Source organism: Microbacterium sp. AG157, assembly GCF_003385695.1.
Lineage (GTDB): Bacteria > Actinomycetota > Actinomycetes > Actinomycetales > Microbacteriaceae > Microbacterium > Microbacterium testaceum.
This window is the reverse complement of sequence record NZ_QRDK01000004.1, coordinates 238896-261944: the sequence shown is the minus strand read 5'-3', so window position 1 is coordinate 261944 and position 23049 is coordinate 238896. Positions and strand designations below refer to the sequence as shown.

22 protein-coding genes are annotated in these 23049 nt (G+C 69.5%); 16 read left to right on the top strand and 6 right to left on the bottom strand.

The features are described 5' to 3' along the window. The first annotated feature begins 240 nt into the window (after window positions 1-240). Genes ileS through ndk form a run of 4 tightly spaced genes read left to right on the top strand, consistent with a single transcriptional unit; the run spans window position 241 to window position 5857 of the window. Complete coding sequence (ileS, locus tag DEU35_RS13995; protein ID WP_116239861.1) at window positions 241-3678, top strand: isoleucine--tRNA ligase; 3438 nt, start codon at window positions 241-243, stop codon at window positions 3676-3678. Then, window positions 3675-5027, top strand: a complete 1353-nt coding sequence (locus DEU35_RS13990; protein WP_116239860.1) for a folylpolyglutamate synthase/dihydrofolate synthase family protein — start codon at window positions 3675-3677, stop codon at window positions 5025-5027. The genes ileS and DEU35_RS13990 overlap by 4 nt, the downstream gene beginning before the upstream one ends. Then, window positions 5024-5437 carry a DUF4233 domain-containing protein gene (locus DEU35_RS13985; protein WP_116239859.1) on the top strand — a complete coding sequence of 138 codons (414 nt, stop codon included), beginning with the start codon at window positions 5024-5026 and terminating at the stop codon, window positions 5435-5437. Before DEU35_RS13990 ends, DEU35_RS13985 begins: the two co-directional genes overlap by 4 nt. A gap of 3 nt (window positions 5438-5440) precedes the next feature. Then, window positions 5441-5857 (top strand): nucleoside-diphosphate kinase, encoded by a 417-nt coding sequence (gene ndk / locus DEU35_RS13980; protein ID WP_103209139.1) that lies wholly within the window; start codon window positions 5441-5443, stop codon window positions 5855-5857. Window positions 5858-6024: 167 nt separating this feature from the next. Here the strand turns inward: ndk and DEU35_RS13975 are convergent, their stop codons facing one another. Continuing rightward, window positions 6025-6621, bottom strand: a complete 597-nt coding sequence (locus tag DEU35_RS13975; protein WP_103209142.1) for a vitamin K epoxide reductase family protein — start codon at window positions 6619-6621, stop codon at window positions 6025-6027. 46 nt (window positions 6622-6667) lie between these two features. Beyond that, the gene (locus tag DEU35_RS13970) at window positions 6668-7030 is read right to left on the bottom strand and encodes a hypothetical protein (protein WP_147301881.1); all 363 of its coding nucleotides are present in this window, start codon (window positions 7028-7030) and stop codon (window positions 6668-6670) included. 319 nt (window positions 7031-7349) lie between these two features. On the opposite strand from DEU35_RS13970, the gene DEU35_RS13965 reads away from it, so the two are divergent. Beyond that, a complete protein-coding gene (locus DEU35_RS13965) occupies window positions 7350-9890 on the top strand; it encodes an Rne/Rng family ribonuclease (RefSeq protein WP_116239857.1) in 2541 nt (846 codons plus the stop codon). A 71-nt stretch (window positions 9891-9961) separates the two neighbouring features. Here DEU35_RS13965 and DEU35_RS13960 read toward each other — a convergent pair whose 3' ends face one another. Then, window positions 9962-10237: a DUF4031 domain-containing protein gene (locus DEU35_RS13960; protein WP_103209149.1), complete on the bottom strand. Its 276-nt coding sequence runs from the start codon at window positions 10235-10237 to the stop codon at window positions 9962-9964. Window positions 10238-10450: 213 nt separating this feature from the next. Between DEU35_RS13960 and rplU the strand changes: the two genes are divergently transcribed. From rplU to DEU35_RS13910, 10 genes are all read left to right on the top strand, one after another. Further along, window positions 10451-10759, top strand: coding sequence for a 50S ribosomal protein L21 (gene rplU / locus DEU35_RS13955; protein ID WP_055836929.1), 309 nt, complete (start codon window positions 10451-10453; stop codon window positions 10757-10759). Between the two features lie 18 nt (window positions 10760-10777). Beyond that, window positions 10778-11038, top strand: coding sequence for a 50S ribosomal protein L27 (gene rpmA / locus DEU35_RS13950; protein WP_055836932.1), 261 nt, complete (start codon window positions 10778-10780; stop codon window positions 11036-11038). A 93-nt stretch (window positions 11039-11131) separates the two neighbouring features. Continuing rightward, window positions 11132-12676, top strand: a complete 1545-nt coding sequence (gene obgE / locus DEU35_RS13945) for a GTPase ObgE (RefSeq protein WP_103209151.1) — start codon at window positions 11132-11134, stop codon at window positions 12674-12676. After that, window positions 12673-13518: a glutamate 5-kinase gene (gene proB, locus DEU35_RS13940; RefSeq protein ID WP_116239856.1), complete on the top strand. Its 846-nt coding sequence runs from the start codon at window positions 12673-12675 to the stop codon at window positions 13516-13518. The genes obgE and proB overlap by 4 nt, the downstream gene beginning before the upstream one ends. Next, the gene (locus DEU35_RS13935; RefSeq protein ID WP_116239855.1) at window positions 13515-14774 is read left to right on the top strand and encodes a glutamate-5-semialdehyde dehydrogenase; all 1260 of its coding nucleotides are present in this window, start codon (window positions 13515-13517) and stop codon (window positions 14772-14774) included. Before proB ends, DEU35_RS13935 begins: the two co-directional genes overlap by 4 nt. 50 nt (window positions 14775-14824) lie before the next feature. Then, window positions 14825-15049, top strand: coding sequence for a hypothetical protein (locus DEU35_RS13930; protein ID WP_103209158.1), 225 nt, complete (start codon window positions 14825-14827; stop codon window positions 15047-15049). A 10-nt stretch (window positions 15050-15059) separates the two neighbouring features. Next, the gene (gene nadD, locus DEU35_RS13925) at window positions 15060-15656 is read left to right on the top strand and encodes a nicotinate-nucleotide adenylyltransferase (protein ID WP_103209159.1); all 597 of its coding nucleotides are present in this window, start codon (window positions 15060-15062) and stop codon (window positions 15654-15656) included. Beyond that, the gene (locus tag DEU35_RS13920; protein ID WP_116239854.1) at window positions 15653-16714 is read left to right on the top strand and encodes a hypothetical protein; all 1062 of its coding nucleotides are present in this window, start codon (window positions 15653-15655) and stop codon (window positions 16712-16714) included. The genes nadD and DEU35_RS13920 overlap by 4 nt, the downstream gene beginning before the upstream one ends. Further along, window positions 16711-17091, top strand: a complete 381-nt coding sequence (gene rsfS / locus DEU35_RS13915; protein ID WP_103209164.1) for a ribosome silencing factor — start codon at window positions 16711-16713, stop codon at window positions 17089-17091. The genes DEU35_RS13920 and rsfS overlap by 4 nt, the downstream gene beginning before the upstream one ends. A gap of 89 nt (window positions 17092-17180) precedes the next feature. Next, window positions 17181-18428, top strand: a complete 1248-nt coding sequence (locus DEU35_RS13910; protein WP_103209166.1) for an LCP family protein — start codon at window positions 17181-17183, stop codon at window positions 18426-18428. A 6-nt stretch (window positions 18429-18434) separates the two neighbouring features. Here the strand turns inward: DEU35_RS13910 and DEU35_RS13905 are convergent, their stop codons facing one another. From DEU35_RS13905 to DEU35_RS13895, 3 genes are read right to left on the bottom strand one after another with little or no spacing between them, the layout of a single operon-like run. Continuing rightward, complete coding sequence (locus DEU35_RS13905) at window positions 18435-19367, bottom strand: TAXI family TRAP transporter solute-binding subunit (protein ID WP_147301880.1); 933 nt, start codon at window positions 19365-19367, stop codon at window positions 18435-18437. Then, window positions 19364-20752, bottom strand: a complete 1389-nt coding sequence (locus DEU35_RS13900) for a HAMP domain-containing sensor histidine kinase (protein WP_116239852.1) — start codon at window positions 20750-20752, stop codon at window positions 19364-19366. Before DEU35_RS13900 ends, DEU35_RS13905 begins: the two co-directional genes overlap by 4 nt. Further along, complete coding sequence (locus DEU35_RS13895) at window positions 20749-21405, bottom strand: response regulator transcription factor (protein ID WP_103209175.1); 657 nt, start codon at window positions 21403-21405, stop codon at window positions 20749-20751. The genes DEU35_RS13900 and DEU35_RS13895 overlap by 4 nt, the downstream gene beginning before the upstream one ends. 179 nt (window positions 21406-21584) lie before the next feature. On the opposite strand from DEU35_RS13895, the gene DEU35_RS13890 reads away from it, so the two are divergent. Then, window positions 21585-22949, top strand: coding sequence for an MFS transporter (locus DEU35_RS13890; protein WP_116239851.1), 1365 nt, complete (start codon window positions 21585-21587; stop codon window positions 22947-22949). Window positions 22950-23049: the final 100 nt, after the last annotated feature.

Below are 23049 nucleotides of genomic sequence, written 5' to 3'. Positions count from 1 at the left end.
GGTCCGGCATCGACCGCACCGCGCTCCGCGCGGCTGACGTAGACTGGGTGCACACGCATCGATCCGGCCATCACCGGGGAGCTCGCGGAAGAAACGGGTCCAGGCTCGGAGTAGAACCGCGCGGGGCAGGCCCGTCACAGCCGCAGTGAGAGCGGCGCCCTCGGAAGACGGCGCAATGCAGGGTGGTACCGCGGCCTGACAGGGTCGTCCCGGCGAGGAGACCTCGACCCGCGGAGTGACATGACCTACCCACGCCCCTCATCCTTCGGCCCGGCCGCCGACGCGTCGAACACGACACCGGATGCCACGACCCCGATGTCCGGCCCGAGCGCTGGGTCGTCGGCATCCGTCGTCCCGAGCCCCCGCTTTCCGGCCATCGAGGACGACACGCTCGCTTTCTGGAAGAGCGACGACACGTTCCGCGCCTCGATCGCGAACCGCGAGGGTGCCCAAGAGTGGGTGTTCTACGACGGCCCGCCCTTCGCCAACGGTCTGCCGCACTACGGACATCTGCTCACGGGGTACGCGAAAGACGTCTTCCCGCGCTTCCAGACCATGCGCGGCAAGAAAGTCGACCGCGTGTTCGGGTGGGACACGCACGGCCTCCCCGCCGAGCTCGAGGCGATGAAGCAGCTCGGCATCACCGAGAAGGACGAGATCGAGGCCATGGGCGTGGCCACCTTCAACGCGAAGGCCCGCGAGTCGGTGCTCGAGTACACGCGCGAGTGGCAGGACTACGTCACGCGCCAGGCGCGCTGGGTCGACTTCGACCGCGGGTACAAGACGCTCGACACGACCTACATGGAAAGCGTGCTCTGGGCGTTCAAGACGCTCCACGACAAGGGCCTCGCCTACGAGGGCTACCGCGTGCTGCCGTACTGCTGGCGTGACGAGACGCCCCTGTCGACGCACGAGCTGCGCATGGACGACGACGTCTACAAGATGCGGCAGGACCCCTCGGTCACCGTGACCTTCCCGCTCGTCGGGGCGAAGGCCGAAGCGCTGGGCCTCACCGGCGTCCGAGCGCTCGCATGGACGACCACGCCGTGGACGCTGCCCACGAACCTCGCGCTGGCGGCGGGTCCCGGCATCCGGTACGCGGTCATCGAGGGCGGACCCGGCGGCGCCGCCGACGTGCACCGCGCGCCCGACGGCACTCCCGACGAGGCGTTCGAGGCCGTCGCGCACCGGTACCTGCTCGCCGAGGACCTGCTGGCGAACTACGCCAAAGACCTCGGATACGACAGCGCGGATGCCGCCCGCGAGGCCGTTCAGAGAACGATCCTGGGCTCCGAGCTCGAGGGCGTGTCGTACGACCGCCTGTTCGACTACTACGCCGACGCCGAGACGTGGGGGACCGGCAACGCCTGGAAGATCCTCGTCGACGACTACGTCACCGTGTCCGATGGCACCGGCATCGTGCACCAGGCGCCGGCCTACGGTGAGGACGACAAGCGCCTCGCGGATGCGGCGGGCCTGCCCACGATCATCTCGCTCGATGACGGCGGCCGGTTCCTGTCGGCCGTGACCGACGTCGAGGGCGAGCTGTGGCTCGACGCGAACCGTCCGCTGATCCGGATGCTCAAGCAGAGCGGGCGTCTGCTGCGCGAAGCGTCGTACGAGCACTCGTACCCGCACTGCTGGCGCTGCCGGAACCCCCTCATCTACAAGGCCGTGTCGAGCTGGTTCGTGCGCGTGACCGACATCAAGGATGATCTGCTGGCGAACAACCAGCAGATCACGTGGGTGCCCGAGAACGTCAAGGAGGGCCAGTTCGGCAAGTGGCTCGAGGGCGCGCGCGACTGGTCGATCAGCCGCAACCGCTACTGGGGCTCGCCGATCCCGGTCTGGAAGAGCGACGACCCGAACCACCCGCGCGTCGACGTGTACGGGTCTCTCGCCGAGATGGAGGCCGACTTCGGTCGCCTGCCGGTGAACGCCGACGGCGAGGTCGACCTGCACCGCCCCTACATCGACGACCTCACGCGCCCGAACCCCGACGACCCCACCGGGCAGTCGACGATGCGACGTATCGAAGACGTGCTGGACGTGTGGTTCGATTCGGGCTCGATGCCGTTCGCGCAGGTGCACTACCCGTTCGAGAATCACGAGTGGTTCGACGAGCACGCCCCGGCCGACTTCATCGTCGAGTACATCGGTCAGACCCGCGGCTGGTTCTACGTCATGCACGTGCTCTCGACCGCGCTGTTCGACCGCCCGGCGTACACCGGGGTGTCGTGTCACGGCATCGTGCTCGGCAACGACGGCCAGAAGATGTCGAAGTCGCTTCGCAACTACCCCGACGTGCGCGAGGTGTTCGACCGCGACGGTTCGGACGCCATGCGCTGGTTCCTCATGTCGTCGAGCGTGCTGCGCGGCGGCAACCTCGTCGTGACCGAGGAGGGCATCCGCGGGGGCGTGCGCGAGTTCCTGTTGCCGTTGTGGAACGCGTGGTATTTCTTCGCGACCTACGCGAACGCCTCCGGCACCGACGGCTACACCGCCGAGTGGCGCACCGACTCGACCGACGTGCTCGACCGCTACATCCTCGCCCTGACCGGCGACCTCGTGCAGGGCGTCGCCGCCGACCTCGAGGGACTCGACTCCACGACCGCGGCCGAGCGCCTGCGCGACTTCGCCGAGGTGCTGACCAACTGGTACATCCGCCGCTCGCGCGACCGCTTCTGGGTGGGCGTGACCGACGACCCGACGAGCCGCGAGGCCTTCGACACGCTGTACACGGTGCTCGAGACGCTGACCCGAGTCGCCGCCCCGCTGCTGCCGCTGGTCACCGAGCGCGTGTGGCAGGGCCTCACGGGCGGACGGAGCGTCCACCTGACCGACTGGCCCGACGCCTCGGCGTTCCCCGCCGCGGAAGACATCCGCACCGCGATGGACACCGTGCGCGAGGTCTCGAGCGTCGCCAACGCGCTGCGCAAGCGCGAGGGAAAGCGCGTGCGCCTGCCGCTGCCGCGTCTGACGGTGGTGACCCCGGATGCCGTGGGCTTGGCGCAGTTCGACGACATCCTCCGCGAGGAGCTCAACGTGAAGAGCGTCGAGCAGGTCGCCCTGCAAGACGGCACGGCCGCCGAGTACGGCATCACGCACCGCCTCTCGGTCAACGCGCGCGCGGCCGGACCTCGCCTGGGCAAGCAGGTGCAGCAGGCGATCAAGGCCGCCCGTGAGGGCGACTGGAGCGAGGTCGACGGACAGGTCGTCGCGGGCGGCATCGCCCTCGATCCCGCCGAGTACGACCTGGTCGTCGAGACCGCGGGTCGCCCCGAGGGCGAGGCGCTGGCCGTGCTCGCGGGCGGCGGCTTCGTGCTGCTCGACACCGTCACCACCCCCGAGCTCGAGGCCGAGGGCCTGGCGCGAGACATGATCCGCGGCATCCAGGACACCCGCAAGGCCGCCGGTTTCGACGTGAGCGACCGGATCTTCCTCTCGCTCACCTTCGTCGAAGACGCCGACGCACAGGCCGTGGCCCAGGCGTTCGACGGTGCGGGCGTGGCATCCGAGACCCTCGCCGAGGCCGTCGTGCTCGCCGGTCCCGAGGGTCGCCTGATCGAGCGCGGCGACTTCGCGCCCGCCGAATATGAGACGGTGATCGCCGCCAAGACCTACGCGAACGTCGGTGCCGTCACGGTGGCCGTCGCACGGATCGGAGCCTCCGCATGAGCGACCGGACCAGGGCGGATGCCGTCTACTCGGCGCTGCTCGAACGACAGGGCGAGCAGTGGGTGCAGCCGCGCGTCGAGCGCACGCGCCGCGTGCTCGAACTGCTGGCCGACCCGCAGCGCACATACCGCGTCATCCATGTGACGGGCACGAACGGCAAGACGTCGACCAGCCGCATGATCGAGAGTCTGCTGCGCGCGATGGGGCTTCGTACGGGCCTGTTCACCAGCCCGCACCTGGAGCGCTTCACCGAGCGGATCCTCATCGACGGCGAGCCCGTGGCCGACGCGGCGATCGCCGACGCGTGGGACGAGATCCAGCCGTTCGTCGAGATGGTGGATGCCGAGCTGGCCGCGGCCGACGACGCGCCGCTGACGTTCTTCGAACTGCTGACCGTGCTCGCCTTCGTCGCGTGCGCCGACGCCCCGATCGACGTGCTCGTGCTCGAGGTCGGCATGGGCGGGGAGTGGGACTCCACCAACACCGCCGACGGCGATGTCGCGGTGTTCGCCCCCATCGACATCGACCACATCGACCGTCTCGGCTCCACGATCGCCGAGATCGCGACCGTCAAGGCGGGGATCATCAAACCCGGCGCCGCCGTCGTGTCGGCCGCGCAGCCGGAGGAAGCGCTGCGGGTGATCCGCCTTCGCGCCGAGAAGGAGGGGGCCACGGTCGCCGTGGCCGGCGAGGGTTTCGCCCTGGAGGGCCAGACCCTCGCGGTGGGCGGGCAGCAGCTCGATATCCGCGGTGTCGCCGGCACGTACTCCGAGGTCTACCTCCCCCTTTACGGTGCGCATCAGGGCGCCAACGCCGCCCTCGCGGTCGCCGCGGTCGAGTCGCTCATCGGCGGCGGCACGCAGCCCCTCGCGGCCGACGTGATCGCCGATGGTCTCGGCAACGCCACCTCACCCGGTCGCCTGCAGCTCCTCGGCACGTCGCCCACGGTCTTCGTCGACGCCGCGCACAACCCGCACGGCGCGCGCGCCCTCGTCGCCGCACTCGAGGAGTCGTTCGACATCGACGAGTGGGGCGCCGTGATCGGCATCCTCGAGGGAAAGGATGCCGCCGGCATCGTGTCGGCGCTCGTCCCGGGGGTCGCCCGTGTGTTCGCCACCGCCCCCGCCAGCGACCGCGCGACCGATCCCGACGTCATCGCCGACATCGCCGAGGCGGCCGAGCTGCCGGTCACCGTCCACTCCACGCTCGAAGACGCCGCGGACGCGGCTCGGTCGTGGGCTGCGGAGTCGGACCGCCGAGCCGTCGTCATCGCCGGGTCCGTCGTGCTCGCCGGTGAAGCCCTGCGCCTCGCCGACCTCGAAGACTGGAAGTCCGGGTGGCAGGGATGAGCCCCCGCGAATCTCGCGTCCCGCGCCCCCGTCGTCAACGCGGCGCCCAGGAGTCTCTCGGCGCTGTCGTCCTCGGCTTCGAGTCGATCATCGTGTTCCTCGGCGGCCTCGTGGTCTACGGCCTCAAGGTGCTGCCCCTCGGTATCGAGCCGTGGTGGGGAATCGTCGGAGGCGTCGTCATGGCGATCGCGATGGTCGCCATATCGGGATCGCTCCGGCACCGCTGGGCGCTGTTCGCCGGGTGGGGGCTGCAGGTCGTGCTGCTGCTCGGAGGCTTCCTCGTTCCGGCCCTCGCCGTCGTCGCCGTCATTTTCGGCGGCATGTGGGCGTATGCGACGATCAAGGGAGCGGCGCTCGACCGGCAGAACGCCCGACGCGCCGCTTCCCCCGACCTCTCGAACGGAGATTGACCCATGGCTACCGAAGAGACCCTCGTCCTCGTCAAGCCCGACGGCGTCGCCCGCGGCCTCACCGGCGCGATCCTCGCCCGCATCGAGGCGAAGGGCTATGCCCTCGTCGACATCCGCCTCGTCGAGCCCGACCGCGAGACCCTCGCCCGGCACTACGCCGAGCACGAGGGAAAGCCCTTCTACGAGCCTTTGCTCGAGTTCATGATGTCCGGCCCCTCGGTCGCCATCCGCCTTGCGGGAAACCGCGTCATCGAGGGCTTCCGCTCCCTCGCAGGCACGACCGATCCGACCACGGCCGCCCCCGGCACCATCCGCGGCGATTTCGGCCGCGACTGGGGCCTCAAGGTGCAGCAGAATCTCGTTCACGGATCCGACAGCGTCGAGTCCGCCGAGCGCGAGCTCGCCATCTGGTTCGCCTGATCCCGGATGCCGTGAAGGCCGCCGCCCCGTGAGGGGTGGCGGCCTTCGTCGTTGTGCGCCGACTGTCCGAGAAGCCCGGCCCCGCGCGCCTCGGCCCCGCGTGGAGGGGACCCGCGATGGTCGTGGCGGCCGGGCAACCTTCCCGGACTGCGCCGCGACCCGACGGCTCAGAGCTGAGACAGCACGTCCAGGCGCACCTGCGCCAGCACCGCGACGACCGCGAAAGCCACGATGGTCATGAGCGGCACCCAGACCATGAGACGGTCGGCGATCTCTTGCACGCGGGGGCGGGGGATGACCCCCTCGCGCAGCACGTGCAACGTCACGACGAAAAACGACGGGATGACGACCGACCATGTCACCATGCACCAGGGGCACAGCGTCCCCAGCACGAAAAGACTCTGCCCGATGAGCCAGATCACGAAGCACAGCGCGAAGACGAAGCCGAGCCAGAACAGCGCCCAGAACCACCGTGCGAACCGGGCACCGGCCAGCAGCGCCATTCCGACGACGATGGGGGCGATCCACGCGCCCAGCCCGATGATCGGGTTGGGGAAGCCGAACACGCTGCCCTGCGCGGACTCGAGGTTCGTGGAGCACTGGACCAGCACACTGAAGTCACAGGATGCCGCGGCCCCCGGATTCATCAGCTGATGAAAGCGCTCCATGGTGAGTGAGAACGCCGCCCACCAGCCCACCACCCCCGCGAAGACCAGCCAGATCGCGACGACGATCGGACGGCGGGGAATGACGGTTTCGCTCATGCCGCGATTCTCTCACCGCGCCGCTATGGGGTCGCTTTGAACGGGTTCACTCGTGAGTCGTGAAGACGCTGTGGTCGACGACCTCGCCCGTGAAGAGGTCGAGACCCGGGGGAGGACCGCTGCCTCGCGCGGCATAGTGCGCCTCCCATACGGCGACGGAGTTCGCGTACGCCGTGTCGTTGTGGGTGTCAAGCGGACTCGCAGGCCCGGGCATGAGCACCCGGTTCCCATTGGGCGGTGTCTCGTCGAACGCGTTCCCGTCGAGGGTCGGCACAACCTCCGCAAGGTGCGGGAAAGCATGAACGGGAACGTCGCGCAGGATGTCGAAGGAGTCGATGGGCGATCCGTTCGTCACGACACCCACGGTGTTGTCGGCGAACGTGCGATCCGAAGCGGGATGAGCGGCCATGATCCCTCCCCGGCTGGCCCCCTTCGCCGGAGCTTCGACCATATCGAGGCCCCGCCCGGCGCGAAATGTCTCCGTCGATGGGTATCGGCAATCGCGCCGGTCGTGGGCGTTCCCGGCACTTCGTGCGATAATGAAGGCCGATGTGACCGCGGCCGCGCCGCAGGAACATCACCCAGAAGACTTCGGGCGATGACCGCCCTTCGCAGCCCGGGCCGCAGGCCGGCTGCAGACCGAGTGAGTTCGCGGCCCCGCCGGGTGCGGCGCCGCATGAGATTTCGTCGGACGACGCGCGGTGTCGTCCGCCAGGGAGTACCCCGACATGGCCGATGTGACAGACGAACAGAACCCCACCGACGAGACGCCGATCTCTCCCGACACCGCCACCTCCGACGTCGCCCCCGTCGTCGACGAAGAAGAGGCTGCGGTCCAGGATGCCGAAGACGCGGCCGCCGACGACACCGAGGCGCCCGCGGTGCTCGACGTGGAGGACATCCCCGCCGCCGCGGACGACCGGTCTGAGGTCGACGCGTCGGAGCAGTCCGCTCCGACTGCGGATGAGGTCGCGCCGATCGCTGAGGCCGGGGTGCCGGCATCCGATTCCGCCTCGGAGGACTCGACACCCGCCGAGACGGAGACGGAGCAGCCCGAGGTCGCTCCCGCTCAGGCCGTGACCCCCGCCGAGCCCGAGACGCCCGCCCGTCCGACCGCCGTGTCGCTCGGCCTGCTTCCCGAGAACTTCGTATCCGCCGTCTCGACGGCCCTTCACTTCTATGCGCCCGCGCTTCCGCCCGTCGTGATCCGCGATGACTTCGACGACCGCGATGACGAGAGCCCCAGCGAGCGCGTCTCGGCCAACGCCCGCCGTCGCAACCGCCGCCGCGGGGGAGCGAACGACACCCGTGACGATGCCCCCGATGCTCCCACCACTCCGCCCGTGCGTCAGCGCGCGGTCGAGGTCATCACCGAGCCGCAGCGCATCAAGGGCTCCACGCGTCTCGAGGCGAAGAAGCAGCGTCGCCGTGACGGTCGCGAGGCCGGGCGTCGTCGCCCCGTCGTCACCGAGGCCGAATTCCTCGCCCGTCGCGAGGCCGTCGACCGCGTCATGGTCGTGCGCTCGAAGTCCGGTCGTATCCAGATCGCCGTCCTCGAAGACAACGTGCTCGTCGAGCATTACGTCGCACGCAACCAGGACGCCTCGCTCATCGGCAACGTCTACCTCGGTCGCGTGCAGAACGTGCTCCCCAGCATGGAGGCCGCGTTCGTCGACATCGGTCGCGGCCGCAACGCCGTGCTGTACTCCGGTGAGGTCGACTGGGACGGCGTCGAGACCAACAACCAGCCTCGCCGCATCGAGCTCGCCCTGAAGTCGGGGGACCGCGTCCTCGTGCAGGTCACGAAGGACCCCGTCGGGCACAAGGGCGCCCGCCTGACGAGCCAGATCTCGCTGCCGGGCCGCTACCTCGTGTACGTGCCGAACGGCACGATGAACGGCATCTCCCGCAAGCTTCCCGACACCGAGCGTGCGCGCCTGAAGAAGATCCTCAAAGAGGTGCTCCCCGAGTCGTCCGGTGTGATCGTGCGCACGGCCGCGGAGGGCGCTACCGAGGAGCAGCTGACCCTCGACGTACAGCGCCTCACCTCCCAGTGGGAGCACGTGTCGAGCCAGGTCAAGACGATCCAGGCACCCGCCCTGTTGCACTCCGAGCCCGACCTGCTGGTGAAGATCGTGCGCGATGTCTTCAACGAGGACTTCACGCGCATGCTCATCCAGGGTGACGAGGCACTGCAGACGATCTCGTCGTACCTGCAGGGCGTCGCCCCCGACCTGCTCGAGCGGGTCGAGAAGTACGAGGGCGAGCAGGACCCGTTCGACGCGTTCCGCGTGACCGAGCAGATCGAGAAGGCGCTCGACCGAAAGGTCTGGCTGCCGTCGGGCGGCTCGCTCGTGATCGACCGCACCGAGGCGATGACGGTCGTCGACGTCAACACCGGCAAGTTCGTCGGTTCGGGCGGCAACCTCGAAGAGACCGTGACGAAGAACAACCTCGAGGCTGCCGAAGAGATCGTGCGCCAGCTTCGCCTGCGCGACATCGGCGGCATCATCGTCGTCGACTTCATCGACATGGTGCTCGAATCGAACCGCGACCTCGTGTTGCGTCGTCTCATCGAGTGCCTCAGCCGCGATCGCACGAAGCACCAGGTCGCCGAGGTCACCTCGCTCGGTCTCGTGCAGATGACCCGCAAGAAACTCGGCCTGGGCCTGCTCGAGACCTTCAGCGAGGCGTGCGAGGTGTGCGCCGGTCGCGGCGTCATCGTGCACCACGACCCGGTGGCGAAGCACCGTCCCTCGGGCTCGTCGAACGGCAACAGCAACGGCTCGACCAACCGTCGCGGCCGTGGCAACAGCGGCGCCTCGAACGGAAACGGGAACAGCAACGGCAACGGTGGCGGCAACGCCTCCGCGCAGAACAGCGCCGGGGGAGCGGCCGCCCAGGCAGGGGGCACCCACGTGATCACCGAGGGCGTCAAGTCCGCTCTCGCACAGATCGCGGCATCGACCGTCAAGCCCAACCTCGACGACCCTGCCGTCGTCGAGGCGGCGGTCGTGGCATCCGTCGAGGCTGTCCTCGAGTCGAAGAGCGAAACCGTCTCCGAAGCCCCTGCGCCGGCTCGCGAGAAGCGACCCCGCAAGAAGCGCGAGCCGAAGGCTCCGCGCACGGAGAAGGACGCGCTCCTCGAGTCGGTGCTCGAGGCCCTGCCCGAGCCCAAGGCTCCGGGTCAGGGGCGCTCGCGTCGTCGTGTGACCACCGCGGCCCTGACGGGCACCCCGGTGAACGCACAGCCGTCGACCGAGTCCTGAACCCGCGATTCCTCGCGTCAGGGGTCACCTTCGGTCGCAGAGCTTTGCTCGCAGTGACCGACGGTGACCCCTCACCGTGTGGGACGCCGTTCTCGCGCCGTGATTCGAAGTCCCGAGGCGCGCAGCCGTCGCACGAGCTCCTTACCGCCCACGTGCTCGGCTCCCGCGCGCACCAGATCGGCGTGCCGCTCGTCGGGGACGTCGTAGTGGTCCAGGTCGAATGCTCGTCTGGGAATTCCGGCCGCCGCGGCGAAGGCGTGGAGCTCGTCGAGATCGCTGTCGCTGACGAGATGAGCCCACAGCCGTCCGTGCGCGGGCCACTGCGGGTCGTCGATCAGGATCGCCATCCGAGAATCCTACGATCGACACGCGGGTCGAATGCTTTTGCCGGATGCCGTGAGGTGAGCTAAACTCGACCCTTGGTGCGTCGCGTCCACTCCCGTGGGGAGCGTGACCCCGCGGGTTTGCTCGCCGGATCGCACCGAGACTTGGGCCGTGAGGCCCTCCCGACGTCATCAGACAACCGGAGCTCCGCGCTCCCGAACGAAAACAGGTGTGAAGTGGTTTACGCAGTTGTGCGCGCCGGCGGCCGCCAGGAGAAGGTCCAGGTCGGCACGGTCGTCGTGCTCGACCGCCAGAAGGCGAAGATCGGCGAGAGCATCCAGCTGCCCGCCGTCCTGTTCGTCGACGGCGACGCGGTCACGACCGACGCCGACAAGCTCGCGAAGGTCTCGGTCACGGCCGAGGTGCTCGGCGAGGAGCGCGGTCCGAAGATCGTGATCCAGAAGTTCAAGAACAAGACCGGCTACAAGAAGCGCCAGGGCCACCGTCAGGACCTCACGCGCGTCAAGATCACCGGCATCAAGTAAGAGCCAGGAGACGCAGAGATGGCACACAAAAAGGGCGCAAGCTCCACCCGTAACGGTCGTGACTCCAACGCACAGCGCCTCGGCGTGAAGCGCTTCGGCGGCCAGGTCGTTCTCGCCGGCGAGATCATCGTCCGCCAGCGCGGCACGCACTTCCACCCCGGCGCCAACGTCGGCCGCGGTGGCGACGACACGCTGTTCGCCCTGGCACCCGGTGCGGTCCAGTTCGGCGCGAAGGGCGGCCGCAAGGTCGTCAACATCGTCACCGCAGCAGCGGAGTAATTCCCGCGCTTCGGCGCACGAGGGGGTGGGCGCTGCCCACCCCCTCTTCTTTTTTCGAGTCGGCTTCGCCGGCCACACCCGGAAGGACCCGCCATGGTCACCTTCGTCGACCGCGTGACCCTGCACCTGCGTGCGGGAAAGGGCGGCAACGGCTGCGTCTCGGTGCGCCGTGAGAAGTTCAAGCCGCTGGCCGGTCCCGACGGAGGAAACGGTGGCAGCGGTGGCGACGTCGTGCTCGTCGCCGATCCGCAGACCACGACCCTGTTGTCGTACCACCACTCGCCGCACCGCTCCGCGGGCAACGGCGGATTCGGCATGGGCGACCACCGGTCGGGTGCCCTCGGCGAGGACCAGGAGCTTCCGGTTCCGCTCGGAACCGTCGTGAAGGACACCGACGGCAACGTGCTCGTCGACATGCTCACCCCCGGCATGCGTTTCGTCGCGGCCCCGGGCGGTCTGGGCGGCCTCGGCAACGCGGCCCTCGCCTCGCCGAAGCGCAAGGCTCCCGGTTTCGCCCTGCTGGGCACGCCCGGGTACGAGGGCGACGTCGTCCTCGAGCTCAAGACCGTCGCCGACGTCGCGCTGGTGGGCTTCCCGTCGGCGGGCAAGTCGAGCCTGATCGCGGCGGTGTCGGCCGCGCGCCCCAAGATCGCCGACTACCCGTTCACCACGCTCCACCCGAACCTCGGCGTCGTGCAGGCGGGCGACGCGCGCTACACCATCGCCGACGTCCCGGGCCTCATCGAGGGCGCGAGCGAAGGCAAGGGGCTGGGGCTGGAGTTCCTCCGCCACGTCGAGCGCTGCACGGCGCTCGTGCACGTCCTGGACTGCGCCACGCTCGACCCGGGTCGTGACCCGCTGAGCGACCTCGACATCATCCTCGCCGAGCTCGCCGCCTACCCGGTGCCCGAGGGGCAGGTTCCCCTGCTCGACCGCCCCCAGATCATCGCCCTGAACAAGGTGGACGTCCCCGAGGCGCACGAGCTCGCCGACTTCGTGCGCCCCGACCTCGAGGCCCGCGGTTTCCGCGTCTTCGAGATCTCGACCGTCAGCCGGTCGGGCCTGCGCGAGCTCACCTTCGCGCTGGGAGAGATCGTCGAGCAGCACCGCCTGGCCACGATCGACCAGACGCCCGCCGAGCGGGTCGTCATCCGCCCCCGCGGTGCCGAGAAGGACTTCACGATCAAGGTCGAGGGCGGCACGTACGGTCCCGTGTACCGCATCCTCGGCGACAAGCCGGTCAAGTGGGTCCAGCAGACCGACTTCCAGAACGAGGAGGCCGTGGGCTACCTCGCCGACCGCCTCGCGCGCCTCGGCGTGGAAGACGGCTTGTTCCGCGCCGGTGCCGTGGCGGGCGCGACCGTGGTCATCGGGCCCGGCGACGGCATCGTCTTCGACTGGGAGCCCACCCTCACCTCGGCCGCCGAGCTGATGACGGCCCCGCGCGGTACCGACCCGCGCCTCGTGCAGAACTCCCGCCGCACCTCGTCGGAGCGTCGCGCCGAGTATCACGAGCGGATGGATGCCAAAGCCGACGCCCGCGCCGAGCTCGAGGCCGAGCGACGCGCGGCGCGTGCAGTGGGGATCTCGCCCGACGGCGAGTCCTCCTCGGCTTCTCTCGAGGACGAGGAGCGGTGACCGCGACGACGCGCGCCGATATCCCCGGCGCCGCTCGCGTCGTGGTGAAGGTCGGGTCGTCGTCCATCAGCGGCGACGGTGCGCACCGCATCGACACCATCGTCGAGGCTCTGTCTCGCGCTCACGGCGCCGGCACCGAGGTCGTCCTCGTGTCCTCGGGTGCCATCGCGACCGCCCTCCCCCTGTTGGATCTCGAAGGCCGTCCTCACGACCTCGCAACCCAGCAGGCCGCCGCCGCGGTCGGACAGAACGTCCTCATGTGGCGCTACCAGACCTCGCTCGACCGTTTCGGCCTTCTCGCGGGGCAGGTGTTGCTCACGGCCGGCGATCTCGAGAACGCCACGCACCGCTCCAATGCGCGTCGCGCCATGGAGCGGCTGCTGGGTCTCGGCATCCTGCCCATCGTCAACGAGAACGACACCGTCGCCACCCACGAGATCCGCTTCGGTGACAACGATCGGCTCGCCGCCCTCGTAGCGCAGCTGATCGGTGCCGATGCGCTGGTCCTGCTCAGCGACATCGAGACACTCTTCACCCGGCCGCCGAGCGAGCCCGGTGCGCGTCCGATCACCGAGGTCGCCTGGGGCGACGACCTATCGGAGTTCGAGTTCGGCGCGGGTGTCGTCAACGGCGTCGGCACAGGGGGAGCGGCGACCAAGGCCTCCGCGGCCAAGCTCGCCTCCACCGCTGGGGTGGGTGTGCTCGTGACGAGCGCCGACCTCGTCGCATCCGCTCTCTCGGGGGAGTCGGTGGGCACCTGGTTCGCCCCTCACCCCGATCCCGTGACCCTGTCGACCGGCCCCGTGGGTGCCGTGACCCGCGCCGGTACACTGAGCGCATGACCGTGATCGCCGCCTCCGTCGACGAGCGCCTGCGTCTGGTCAAAGACGCCGCGCGCGAGATCGGACTGCTCGATTCCGGGCGCAAGAGCGTGCTCCTGCACGCGATCGCCGACGCCCTCGAGGCATCGTCGACCGAGATCGTCGCGGCCAACGCTCTCGACCTCGAGAGAGGGCGGCACGATGCCATCGGCGAGGCGCTGTTGGATCGGCTGCGGCTCGACGAGAAGCGCGTGTCGGCCCTCGCCGCCGCGGTCCGCGACGTCGCCGGGCTCCCCGACCCTGTCGGTCGCGTGCTCGACAGTCGGACGCTGCCCAACGGGCTTTCGCTCGAGAAGGTCGCCGTGCCCTTCGGCGTCGTCGGCTCGATCTACGAGGCCCGTCCCAACGTCACCGTCGACATCGCCTCGCTCGCGCTGCGCTCCGGCAATGCGGTCGTGCTGCGCGGCGGGTCGGCGGCGCAGAGCACCAATGCGCGGCTCGTGCAAATCATGCGCGACGCGTTGGCGAGCCAGGGCGTGAGCCCCGAGGCGATCCAGAGCGTCGACGACTTCGGCCGCGACGGGGCGAAGGCCCTCATGAACGCCCGCGGGCTGGTCGACGTCCTGGTCCCGCGCGGGAGCGCCGGGCTCATCGAGACCGTCGTCACCGAGTCGACCGTTCCGGTCATCGAAACCGGTGCCGGGGTGGTGCACATCTACCTCGACGCCACCGCGCGCGTTGACTGGGCCCACGACATCGTGCTCAACGCCAAGACACAGCGCCCGAGCGTCTGCAACGCCGTCGAGACGGTGCTCGTGCACCGCACGGCGGCCGACCGGCTGCTGCCGGAGCTGCTGGCATCCCTCGACCTTGCCGGCGTGACCGTTCACGGCGACGACGAGACGCGCGCGCACGACTCGCGGGTCGTTCCGGCGACCGATGACGACTGGTCGCGCGAGTACGGCACCCTCGACCTCGCCGTCCGCGTCGTCGACGACCTCGATCACGCGCTGGCGCACATCCGTCGGTACTCGACGCACCACACCGAGTCGATCATCACCGACGACCCCGAAGCGGCCGACCGCTTCCTCGCCGAGGTGGACTCCGCCGTGGTGCTGGTGAACGCCTCGACCCGCTTCACCGACGGGGGTGAGTTCGGCTTCGGCGCCGAGGTCGGGATCTCGACCCAGAAACTTCACGCCCGCGGACCCATGGGCCTCGCCGAGCTGACGAGCACCAAGTGGCTCGGGCGCGGCGACGGCCAGGTACGCGCCTGACCGCCTAAAATGGGACGCGCGCCTCGCGCAGACCTCTGATCGGAGCACTGATGACTTTCGTCGCACTTCTGGCCCACGCCGCAGAAGAAGGCGCCCACCACGGCGGCAACGTCCAGGCCCAGACCTTCTGGTACGGCGCCGTGGCGTTCCTGACCTTCGTCGCCCTGAGCCTCGTGACCCTGTCATACCGCAACGTGTCGAACCGTCACGCGCACAAGGCTGCGGCGTACACCCAGAAGCACGGGACGCCCACCCCCGAGGCGCACGGCCACTGAGGCCCACCGTATGTCGGTGACGCGCGCCCCTCGCATCGGGGTCATGGGTGGGACGTTCGATCCCATCCATCACGGTCACCTGGTCGCCGCCAGCGAGGTCGCTCAATCGTTCGATCTCGACGAGGTCGTCTTCGTGCCGACGGGTCGCCCGTGGCAGAAAGACGACGTCACCGAGAGCGAGCACCGCTACCTCATGACGGTGATCGCCACGGCATCCAATCCGCAGTTCACCGTGAGCCGCGTCGACATCGATCGCGCGGGGCCCACGTACACGATCGATACTTTGCGTGACCTGCAGCGTCAGCGCCCGGGTGCGGAGTTCTTCTTCATCACCGGCGCCGACGCGGTTGCGCAGATCCTCGGCTGGCGTCACCACCAGGAACTGTGGGACCTCGCGCACTTCGTCGCCGTCTCTCGCCCGGGTCACGTCCTCACCACGGAGGGCCTGCCGTCCGAGAACGTGAGCCAGCTGGAGATCCCCGCCCTGTCGATCTCGTCCACAGACTGCCGCGCCCGTGTGCGCCGAGGCCACCCCGTGTGGTACCTCGTGCCCGACGGCGTCGTGCAGTACATCGCGAAGCACCACCTCTACCGGAGCACAGCATGAGCACTCCCGAGAACCCCGAGACTCCCGCGCTGACCCGTCGTCAGCTGCGCGAGCTCCGCCAGACCGGCGCGACGCCCATCATCGTTCCGCAGCCCCAGGGCGAGAGTCCGGATGCCGAGACACCGGTCGAAGCTCCCGAAGCGCCGGTCGTCGACCGGGTTTCCGAGCCCGCTGTGGCGGAGCCCACCGTCGAGCACGCCACAGACGACCAGGCATCGCCCGACCACGGACCCGCCGTCTCGGAGGAGCCCGCGCGCGTCGCCGCGCGCGACGAGTCCTTCGCTCCCGCGCTCCGCCCCGAGTCGTTCGACGGCGCGTTTCGCGACGGCGACTTCGGTGTCAGCGGACTCACCCGCCGCCAGGTGCGCGCGCAGGAGAAGATCCGCACCGCGGCGGTGCCCGTGATCAGCTCCGACCTCGAGTCGTCGATGCCGCGCCAGAACGCCGCGCCCGCCGCGCAGGTCGAAGACGAGTCCGTTCAACCCGCGATCTTCCGTCCCGCCGCCCCCGACACCGCGGAGGCTCCGGTCGCCGCCGACTCCGGTACCGGTGCCTCGGTCGTGAACCCGGCCCTCGGTTCCGACTTGCTCGACGGTGCGACACCCGGGGTCACCCTTCCCGACTCGTTCGACCAGTTGCTCTCACGCAACGCGGCCGCGAGCGGCGGCGTGTCGACCCCGAACGCGCTGATCCTGTCGCAGACCCCGACCGGCGTTCCGCTGGTGGGCCCCGTCACCGCGACCGGCGAGGTCATGATCACGGGCACCTTCGAACTGCCCGAAGGCCTGGGCTCGGTCGGCCACGCACCCGGCACCACCGACGGCCGTGACGCCGACGCGGTGCTCCTCGACGGCGAGCTCCCGCCCGCCTCGTCACCCACCCCGATCGCTGCGAGTGCCGCGATCAGCACGGTCAAGCAACCCGGCGAGATCATTCGTCCGCCGGCGCCCGAGAAGGGGAGCAAGCTCCTCATCGGGCTCATCATCACGACCGGTGCTCTCTTCCTGGCGGTGGCCGTCACCCTCGGCCTCGCCTTCACGACAGGAGTCTTCCGATGACAGCCACCGATAACGGTCGCGAGATGGCGCAGATCGCCGCCCTCGCCGCCGACGCGAAGGGCGGCGATGACATCGTCGCCCTCGACGTCTCCGAGCCCCTCCCGCTCGTCGACATCTTCCTTCTCGTCACCGGTCGCAACGAGCGCAACGTCGCCGCGATCGCTGACGAGGTCGAGGAGAAGCTCCTCGAGCACGGCCACAAGCGCGTGCGTCGCGAGGGCCGCCAGGAGTCCCGCTGGATCCTTCTCGACTTCGGCGACCTGGTCGTGCACGTCTTCCACGAGGAAGAGCGCGTGTACTACGGCCTCGAGCGCCTGTGGAAGGACTGCCCGGTCGTTCCGATCGAGCTGCCCACGCCGGCACACGCCGCCGACTGACGTTCTCCCCGTCGACGCCCTCTGCCCCTGGCAGGGGGCGTTCTCGTTCATACGCCGGATTCATAGCCGCGGTGGCGCATGCTGGGGCGGTGTCACCGACCTCGCATCGCGTCCGGCGCAATCGTCGCCGGCTTCTGCTCATCGTCGCCGCTGTCGCCACCACGGTGGTCGTCGGTACGGTGGCGTTCGTCGCCGTGAATCTCGCGGGGGCGGCCAGCGGCATCCATCACTCCGATGCCGTGATGCCGGTCGCCGCTCCGGGGGTCGCCCAGGACGAGGGGGAGCAGAACATCCTCATCATGGGGCTCGACAGCCGCGTGGATGAGGACGGCAAGCCCTACCCGCAGGAGATCTACGACGCGATCCATGCCGAGGACGCCTCCGTCGGCGGCTACAACACGAACGTCCTGATGTACGTGCACATCCCGGCCGGCGGCGGCCAGGCGGTCGCCGTGTCGATCCCGCGCGACGACTACGTCGACTATGCGGGCGCCCCTGGCGGAACGAAGAAGGGCAAGATCAAAGAGGCCTACGGACGAGCCTTCGCCGCGAAGGACGACGAGCTCCGGGCTGCGGGTGTCTCGGAAGACGACGCGTATCAACAGGCACGCGACGCCGCTCGCACCGAGGAGATGCAGACGGTGTCTCAGTTCCTTGGTGGCGTGCCGATCGACCACTTCGTGGAGGTGACGATGGCGGCGTTCTACCGGGTCGCCCAGGCCGTGCAGCCCATCTCGGTGTGTCTGAACCACGCGACGGCCGACACCTATTCCGGTGCCGATTTCGCGGCGGGGCCGCAGCAGATCGACGCGTCGCAGGCGATGGCCTTCGTGCGTCAGCGTCGCGACACCGAGTACCGGAACGTCTTTCTCACCGACCTCGACCGCACGCGCCGTCAGCAGGCCTTCATGGTGTCGCTCGCCCTGAAGCTCCGCGATGCCCAGACGTTCACCGACTTCGGACGCCTGCAGGATCTGCTCGACACCGCGAAGCAGTACGTGGCCGTCGACAAGGGCTTCGACCTGCTCAGCCTCGCCTCGACCGCCCAGCGCCTCGCCGGGGGAGACGTCACATTCCAGACCCTGCCGGTCGAGCGCTTCGGCACAATCGACGGCGAGAGCGTGAACATCGTCGATCAGAAGGCGATCGCCGCCCAGGTCGCCGCCCTGCTTCACCCGGCGCCCGCCGCCACCCCGGATGCCGGCACGAGTGCCGCCCCGTCGGCGACCGACGCCCCCGCGACGACCGCCCCGTCGGCGTCGCCCAGCCCGACGTCATCGGTGTACACCGACTCGCAGCAACCGATGCGAGCGGGGTCGGTGCCCTGCGTGAACTGAGGCCGTTCAGCCGTACCGCTCGCGATACCGACGCTCGGCCGCGGGGTGCAGCGCGAGGGGCGAGGTGTCGATGAGGCTCGCAGGAGTCAGGTACTGGATGCCGAGGGCATCGGGGGGCACGAGGCCCGGGGCGTCATCGATGAGGGCGTCGACGAGCGCACGGGCCAGACCGTCGGCGAGATCGGCGCGGGCGAGCAGGAGGTTGGCGACGCCGATCGTGGGTACCGCCCGGGCCGCGCCGTAGACGCCGGAAGGGATCGTCGTCGCCGCATAGACGTCGGGGAACCGCGCACTCAGGACGGAGAGAGCGGGCGTCGTGTCGATGACCATGACCGGTACCTGCTGCGCCAGCTCCGAGATCTGCGGGGTGGGAACACCGCCCGACCAGAAGAACGCGTCGATTCGCGCCGCGGCGACGTCGGCCACGGCTTCGCGGAACGTGCGCTCCACCGTCTTCGGTCGCCCCGGCGCCGCCGCGATCACCCCCGAGGCATCGAGGACGCGTCGGGCGGTCGAGGCCGCGCCGGATCCCGGGGCGCCCAGCGAGACCGTGCGCCCCGCGAGGTCGGCGACCTGCGAGATCCCCGCGTCCGCGCGCACGATGCACTGCAGGTAGTTCTGGTAGACCCGCCCGATCGCGACGACGTCGTTGCCGACATCTGCTGCCGAATCCACCAGCGATAGCCCGAGGTCTACGGCGCGTTCCTGCAGGAGGCGGAGGTTGTCGATGCTGCCCTCGGTGGCGAGCGGCGAGACGGTCACGACGCTCGACGATCGCGTCGCGGCGGCCAGCAGATGACCGAACTCCAGGTAGCTTCCGCCCGCCTCACCGCACCCCAGCACCAGCGGTGTCGTCGCGGGCGTGGAGCAGGCGACGAGCGAGGCCGCTCCCATTCCGGCAGCCACGGAGAGGAACGCGCGGCGGGTCAGCGTACTCACGGCCGCGTCCACTCGAGCCGGGCCCCGAGCCCGCCGAGGGGTGAGCGCTCGAGGCGAAGGCTGCCGCCGGCGGTGCGCATCAGCTCGGCGACGATCGCGAGGCCCAGGCCCGTGCCGGGCGATGACCGGTGGGCCCCCGCACGCCAGAAGCGTGTTCCCATGCTGTCGAGATCCGCGTCCGCGAGGTGCGCGCCCGAATCGTCGACGTGCAGGGACACGCCCCGATCGTCTTCGCGCAGGGCGAGGCGCACGCGCGCCCCGTGGCCGGCGTAGTTCGCGGCGTTGTCGAACAGCACCTGCACCATCTCTTCGAGGTCGGCGCGGCCGCACGGGACGACGACGACGGTGTCGTCCGAGGCGTCGAGCATCACGCCTGCCTCGTCGAGTCGCCACCGGTGCAGATCGCCGAGTTCGGATGCCGACACCCGGCACTCGCGCTGAGCGCCCTCGTCCCGCGCGGCGTCGTATCCCTGTCGCGAGGCCGAGGCGCGGTGCTCGGCGTTGGCGAGGGTCAGCATGCGCTCGACCGTGTGCTCGAGTCGGTCGAGGTCGTGGTCGACCGCGGCGAGGTCGTCCGCGGCATCCGGATCCCGGGGCAGCGAATCGACGCGAAGCCGGATGGCGGCGAGGGGAGTACGCAACTGGTGCGACGCGTCGGCCACGAAGCCGCGCTGCTGCTCGAGGGTGTTCTCGACCTCGTCGGTCATGGTCGTGAAGGCGCGGCTGAGCCGTCGCAGCTCGGGCGGCCCGGTCGGCCGCAGCGGAACCGCCTCACGATGGGCCGTGAGGGCGGCTACGGCGGAGTCGAGAGCGCGCACGGGGCGCAGAATCCATCGCGTCCAGAGCAAAGAGGCCCCCATGAGAGCGGCGAGCAGCAGCAGCCCGACGATGACCACCAGCACCCAGGCCGACGCGACGTCGGCCTTCGCGCGCGCCAGGTCGACCTCGAGGACCACCACTCCCGTTGACAGGTCACCCGCCGCGATCACCGGTACGGCGACCAGCGCGGTGTCCGGCGCCCAGGGCGTGACGCGGGGCAGCGACACCTGTGGGATCGCCCGCGACGCCGCTCCGGCGATGGATCGCACGTTGAGACCGGGGGAGAGGCCGCCCGCGGAGGCGACCGCATCTCCCTTCTCATCGAGCACGAGCACCGCCTCGCCGTATACGGCGTGGAAGCGGTCGACGTACGCCTGCAGGCTCGACGTCCCTCCCTGCACGAGAGCGGTTCTCGCGCGCTGCACGACCTGATCGAGAGACGCCTGGCGCTGCAGGGCGATCTGCTGCGTGCGCGAGTCGGCGATGGACTGGGCGATCGGGATGAGCACCGCGATCACAGCGATGAGCCCGAAGACGAGCAGGGGGAGCAGAACGCGCCGTCTCACGGTGCGTCCTCGAGGCGGTAGCCGAAGCCGCGAACCGTCGTGATGGTGAGATCGGGCAGCTTCTGACGCACCTGCCCCATGTGAACGTCGAACGAGCGCGACGACGCGGCGTAGGCGTCGCCCCACACCTCGTCGAGGATGACCCGGCGACTCACGACGGTTCCCGCCCGACGGGCGAGCGAGAGCAGGATGCCGAATTCATTCGGCGTGAGGGCGACATCGCGGCCCGCCATGCTGACGCGCCGCGCGTCGACGTCGATCGACAGCGCCGATGTCTCTACCCGCGTCGGCTCTGCGGGGGGATTGTATCGGCGCGTGACGGCGATCAGGCGGGCGAGGAGTTCGTGGAGGCGCACGGGCTTGACGAGGTAGTCGTCGGCACCGAGAGAAAGGGCACGGACCGTCGAGCGCTCGTCGCCGCGTGCGGTCACCACGATGACGGGGATCTGGCTCACGTCGCGCAGATCGCGCAGCACGTCGAGCCCGTCCCTGTCCTCGAGGCCGAGGTCCAGCAGCACCGCCTGTACCTCGCGGTGGCGCAGAAGCACGTCGCTGCCCCGCGAGACGCGGGTGCACGTGTGGCCGGCGCGGCTCAGGGCCGAGACGAGGGCCGCGGCGACCGAGCCGTCGTCCTCGGCGACGAGTACGTGCATGCTCCATCGTAGACACAGGCTCCACGTCGACGTGGTGCCCAATGTAAGGCCACTGTAAGGATCTCGATCGACCGAGCCGTCGGCCACCACGATGGCCCATACGCCTCGTCACCGCCGCCGGAGGCTCCTCTGCCGGCGGTGACGAGACGACCAACGTCCCTCGACCGATCGGATTCCTCATGTCGACGACGACAACGATCCCCACGAGTCTGCGGCGTTCGATCTCGAACACCCTCAAAGGCTCGGCCGGGAACCTCGTGGAGTGGTACGACGTCTACGTCTACTCCGTCTTCGCGGTGTACTTCGAGTCGCAGTTCTTCAGCTCCGATGACAAGAACTCCACCATCTACGTGTGGGCGATCTTCGCCGTCACCTTCCTCATGCGGCCGATCGGCTCGTGGTTCTTCGGCCGCTTCGCCGACCGATACGGCCGCCGCCTGTCGCTGACCGTGTCGGTGTCGCTCATGGCGTTCTGTTCGCTGATCATCGCGTTCGCGCCCACCGCCGAGGCGATCGGCGTCGGCGCCGTCGTGATCCTCGTGTTCGCGCGCCTGCTGCAGGGCTTCGCCACCGGCGGCGAGTACGGCACGAGTGCCACGTACATGTCCGAGGCGGCCATGCCCGGACGCCGCGGGTTCCTCTCGTCGTTCCACTACGTCACGCTCGTCGGCGGACACGTCCTCGCTCAGACGACACTGCTGATCATGGTGCTGACCCTCGACGAAGAGGCCATCTCGACCTGGGGCTGGCGCGTCGCCTTCGCCATCGGCGGCGTCGCAGCGGTGGCGGTGTTCTGGATGCGTCGCACCATGGATGAGTCGCTCGAGAAGCACGTGCTCGACGACACCAAGGCCGGTCGCGCGAAGGACTCCGGGTCGATGCGCGACCTTCTCGTCAACAACTGGCGACCTCTCCTGCTGTGCTTCGCCATCACCGCCGGCGGCACCGTCGCGTTCTACACGTACTCGGTCACCGGGCCGAACATCGTCAAGACCGCTTTCTCGGGGGGAGACGTCGTCACCGGCACCGTCATCAACCTCATCGCGCTGACCGCGCTGATGCTCATGCAGCCCCTCGGCGGCTGGCTGTCCGACAAGGTCGGACGCAAGTCGCTCCTGGTCTTCTTCGGCGTCGGCGGTGTGCTGTACACCTGGTTCCTCATCACCATGCTTCCGCAGCAGACCAACGAGTTCGCCGCCTTCGCGATCCTCCTCGGCGGCTTCGTGATCCTCACCGGGTACACCTCGATCAACGCGCTCGTGAAGGCGCAGCTGTTTCCGACGCACGTGCGCGCCCTGGGCGTCGGGCTCGGCTACGCCCTCGCCAACTCGCTGTTCGGCGGAACGGCGCCGCTGCTCTACGCCGGAGCGCAGTCGGCCGAGCAGGTGCCGCTGTTCATCGTCTACGTGACGGTCATCATCGCCGCATCTCTCGCCGTGTACGTCTTCGCCCTGCGCAATAAGGCACCGAACTGGCTCGACGACGAACTGGTGATGCGCGAGGCGCAGCAGCAGAAGTCGCGCGAGACGGTGGTGGCCCGCTGAGACCGTGGTGAGGGCGCCTCTTCCGTCGGGGGAGGCGCCCTCACCACGCGGGGTGGGGATCGTCCGCGCGTGCGCCGGGTCGCGGCATCCGGGGTCGAGG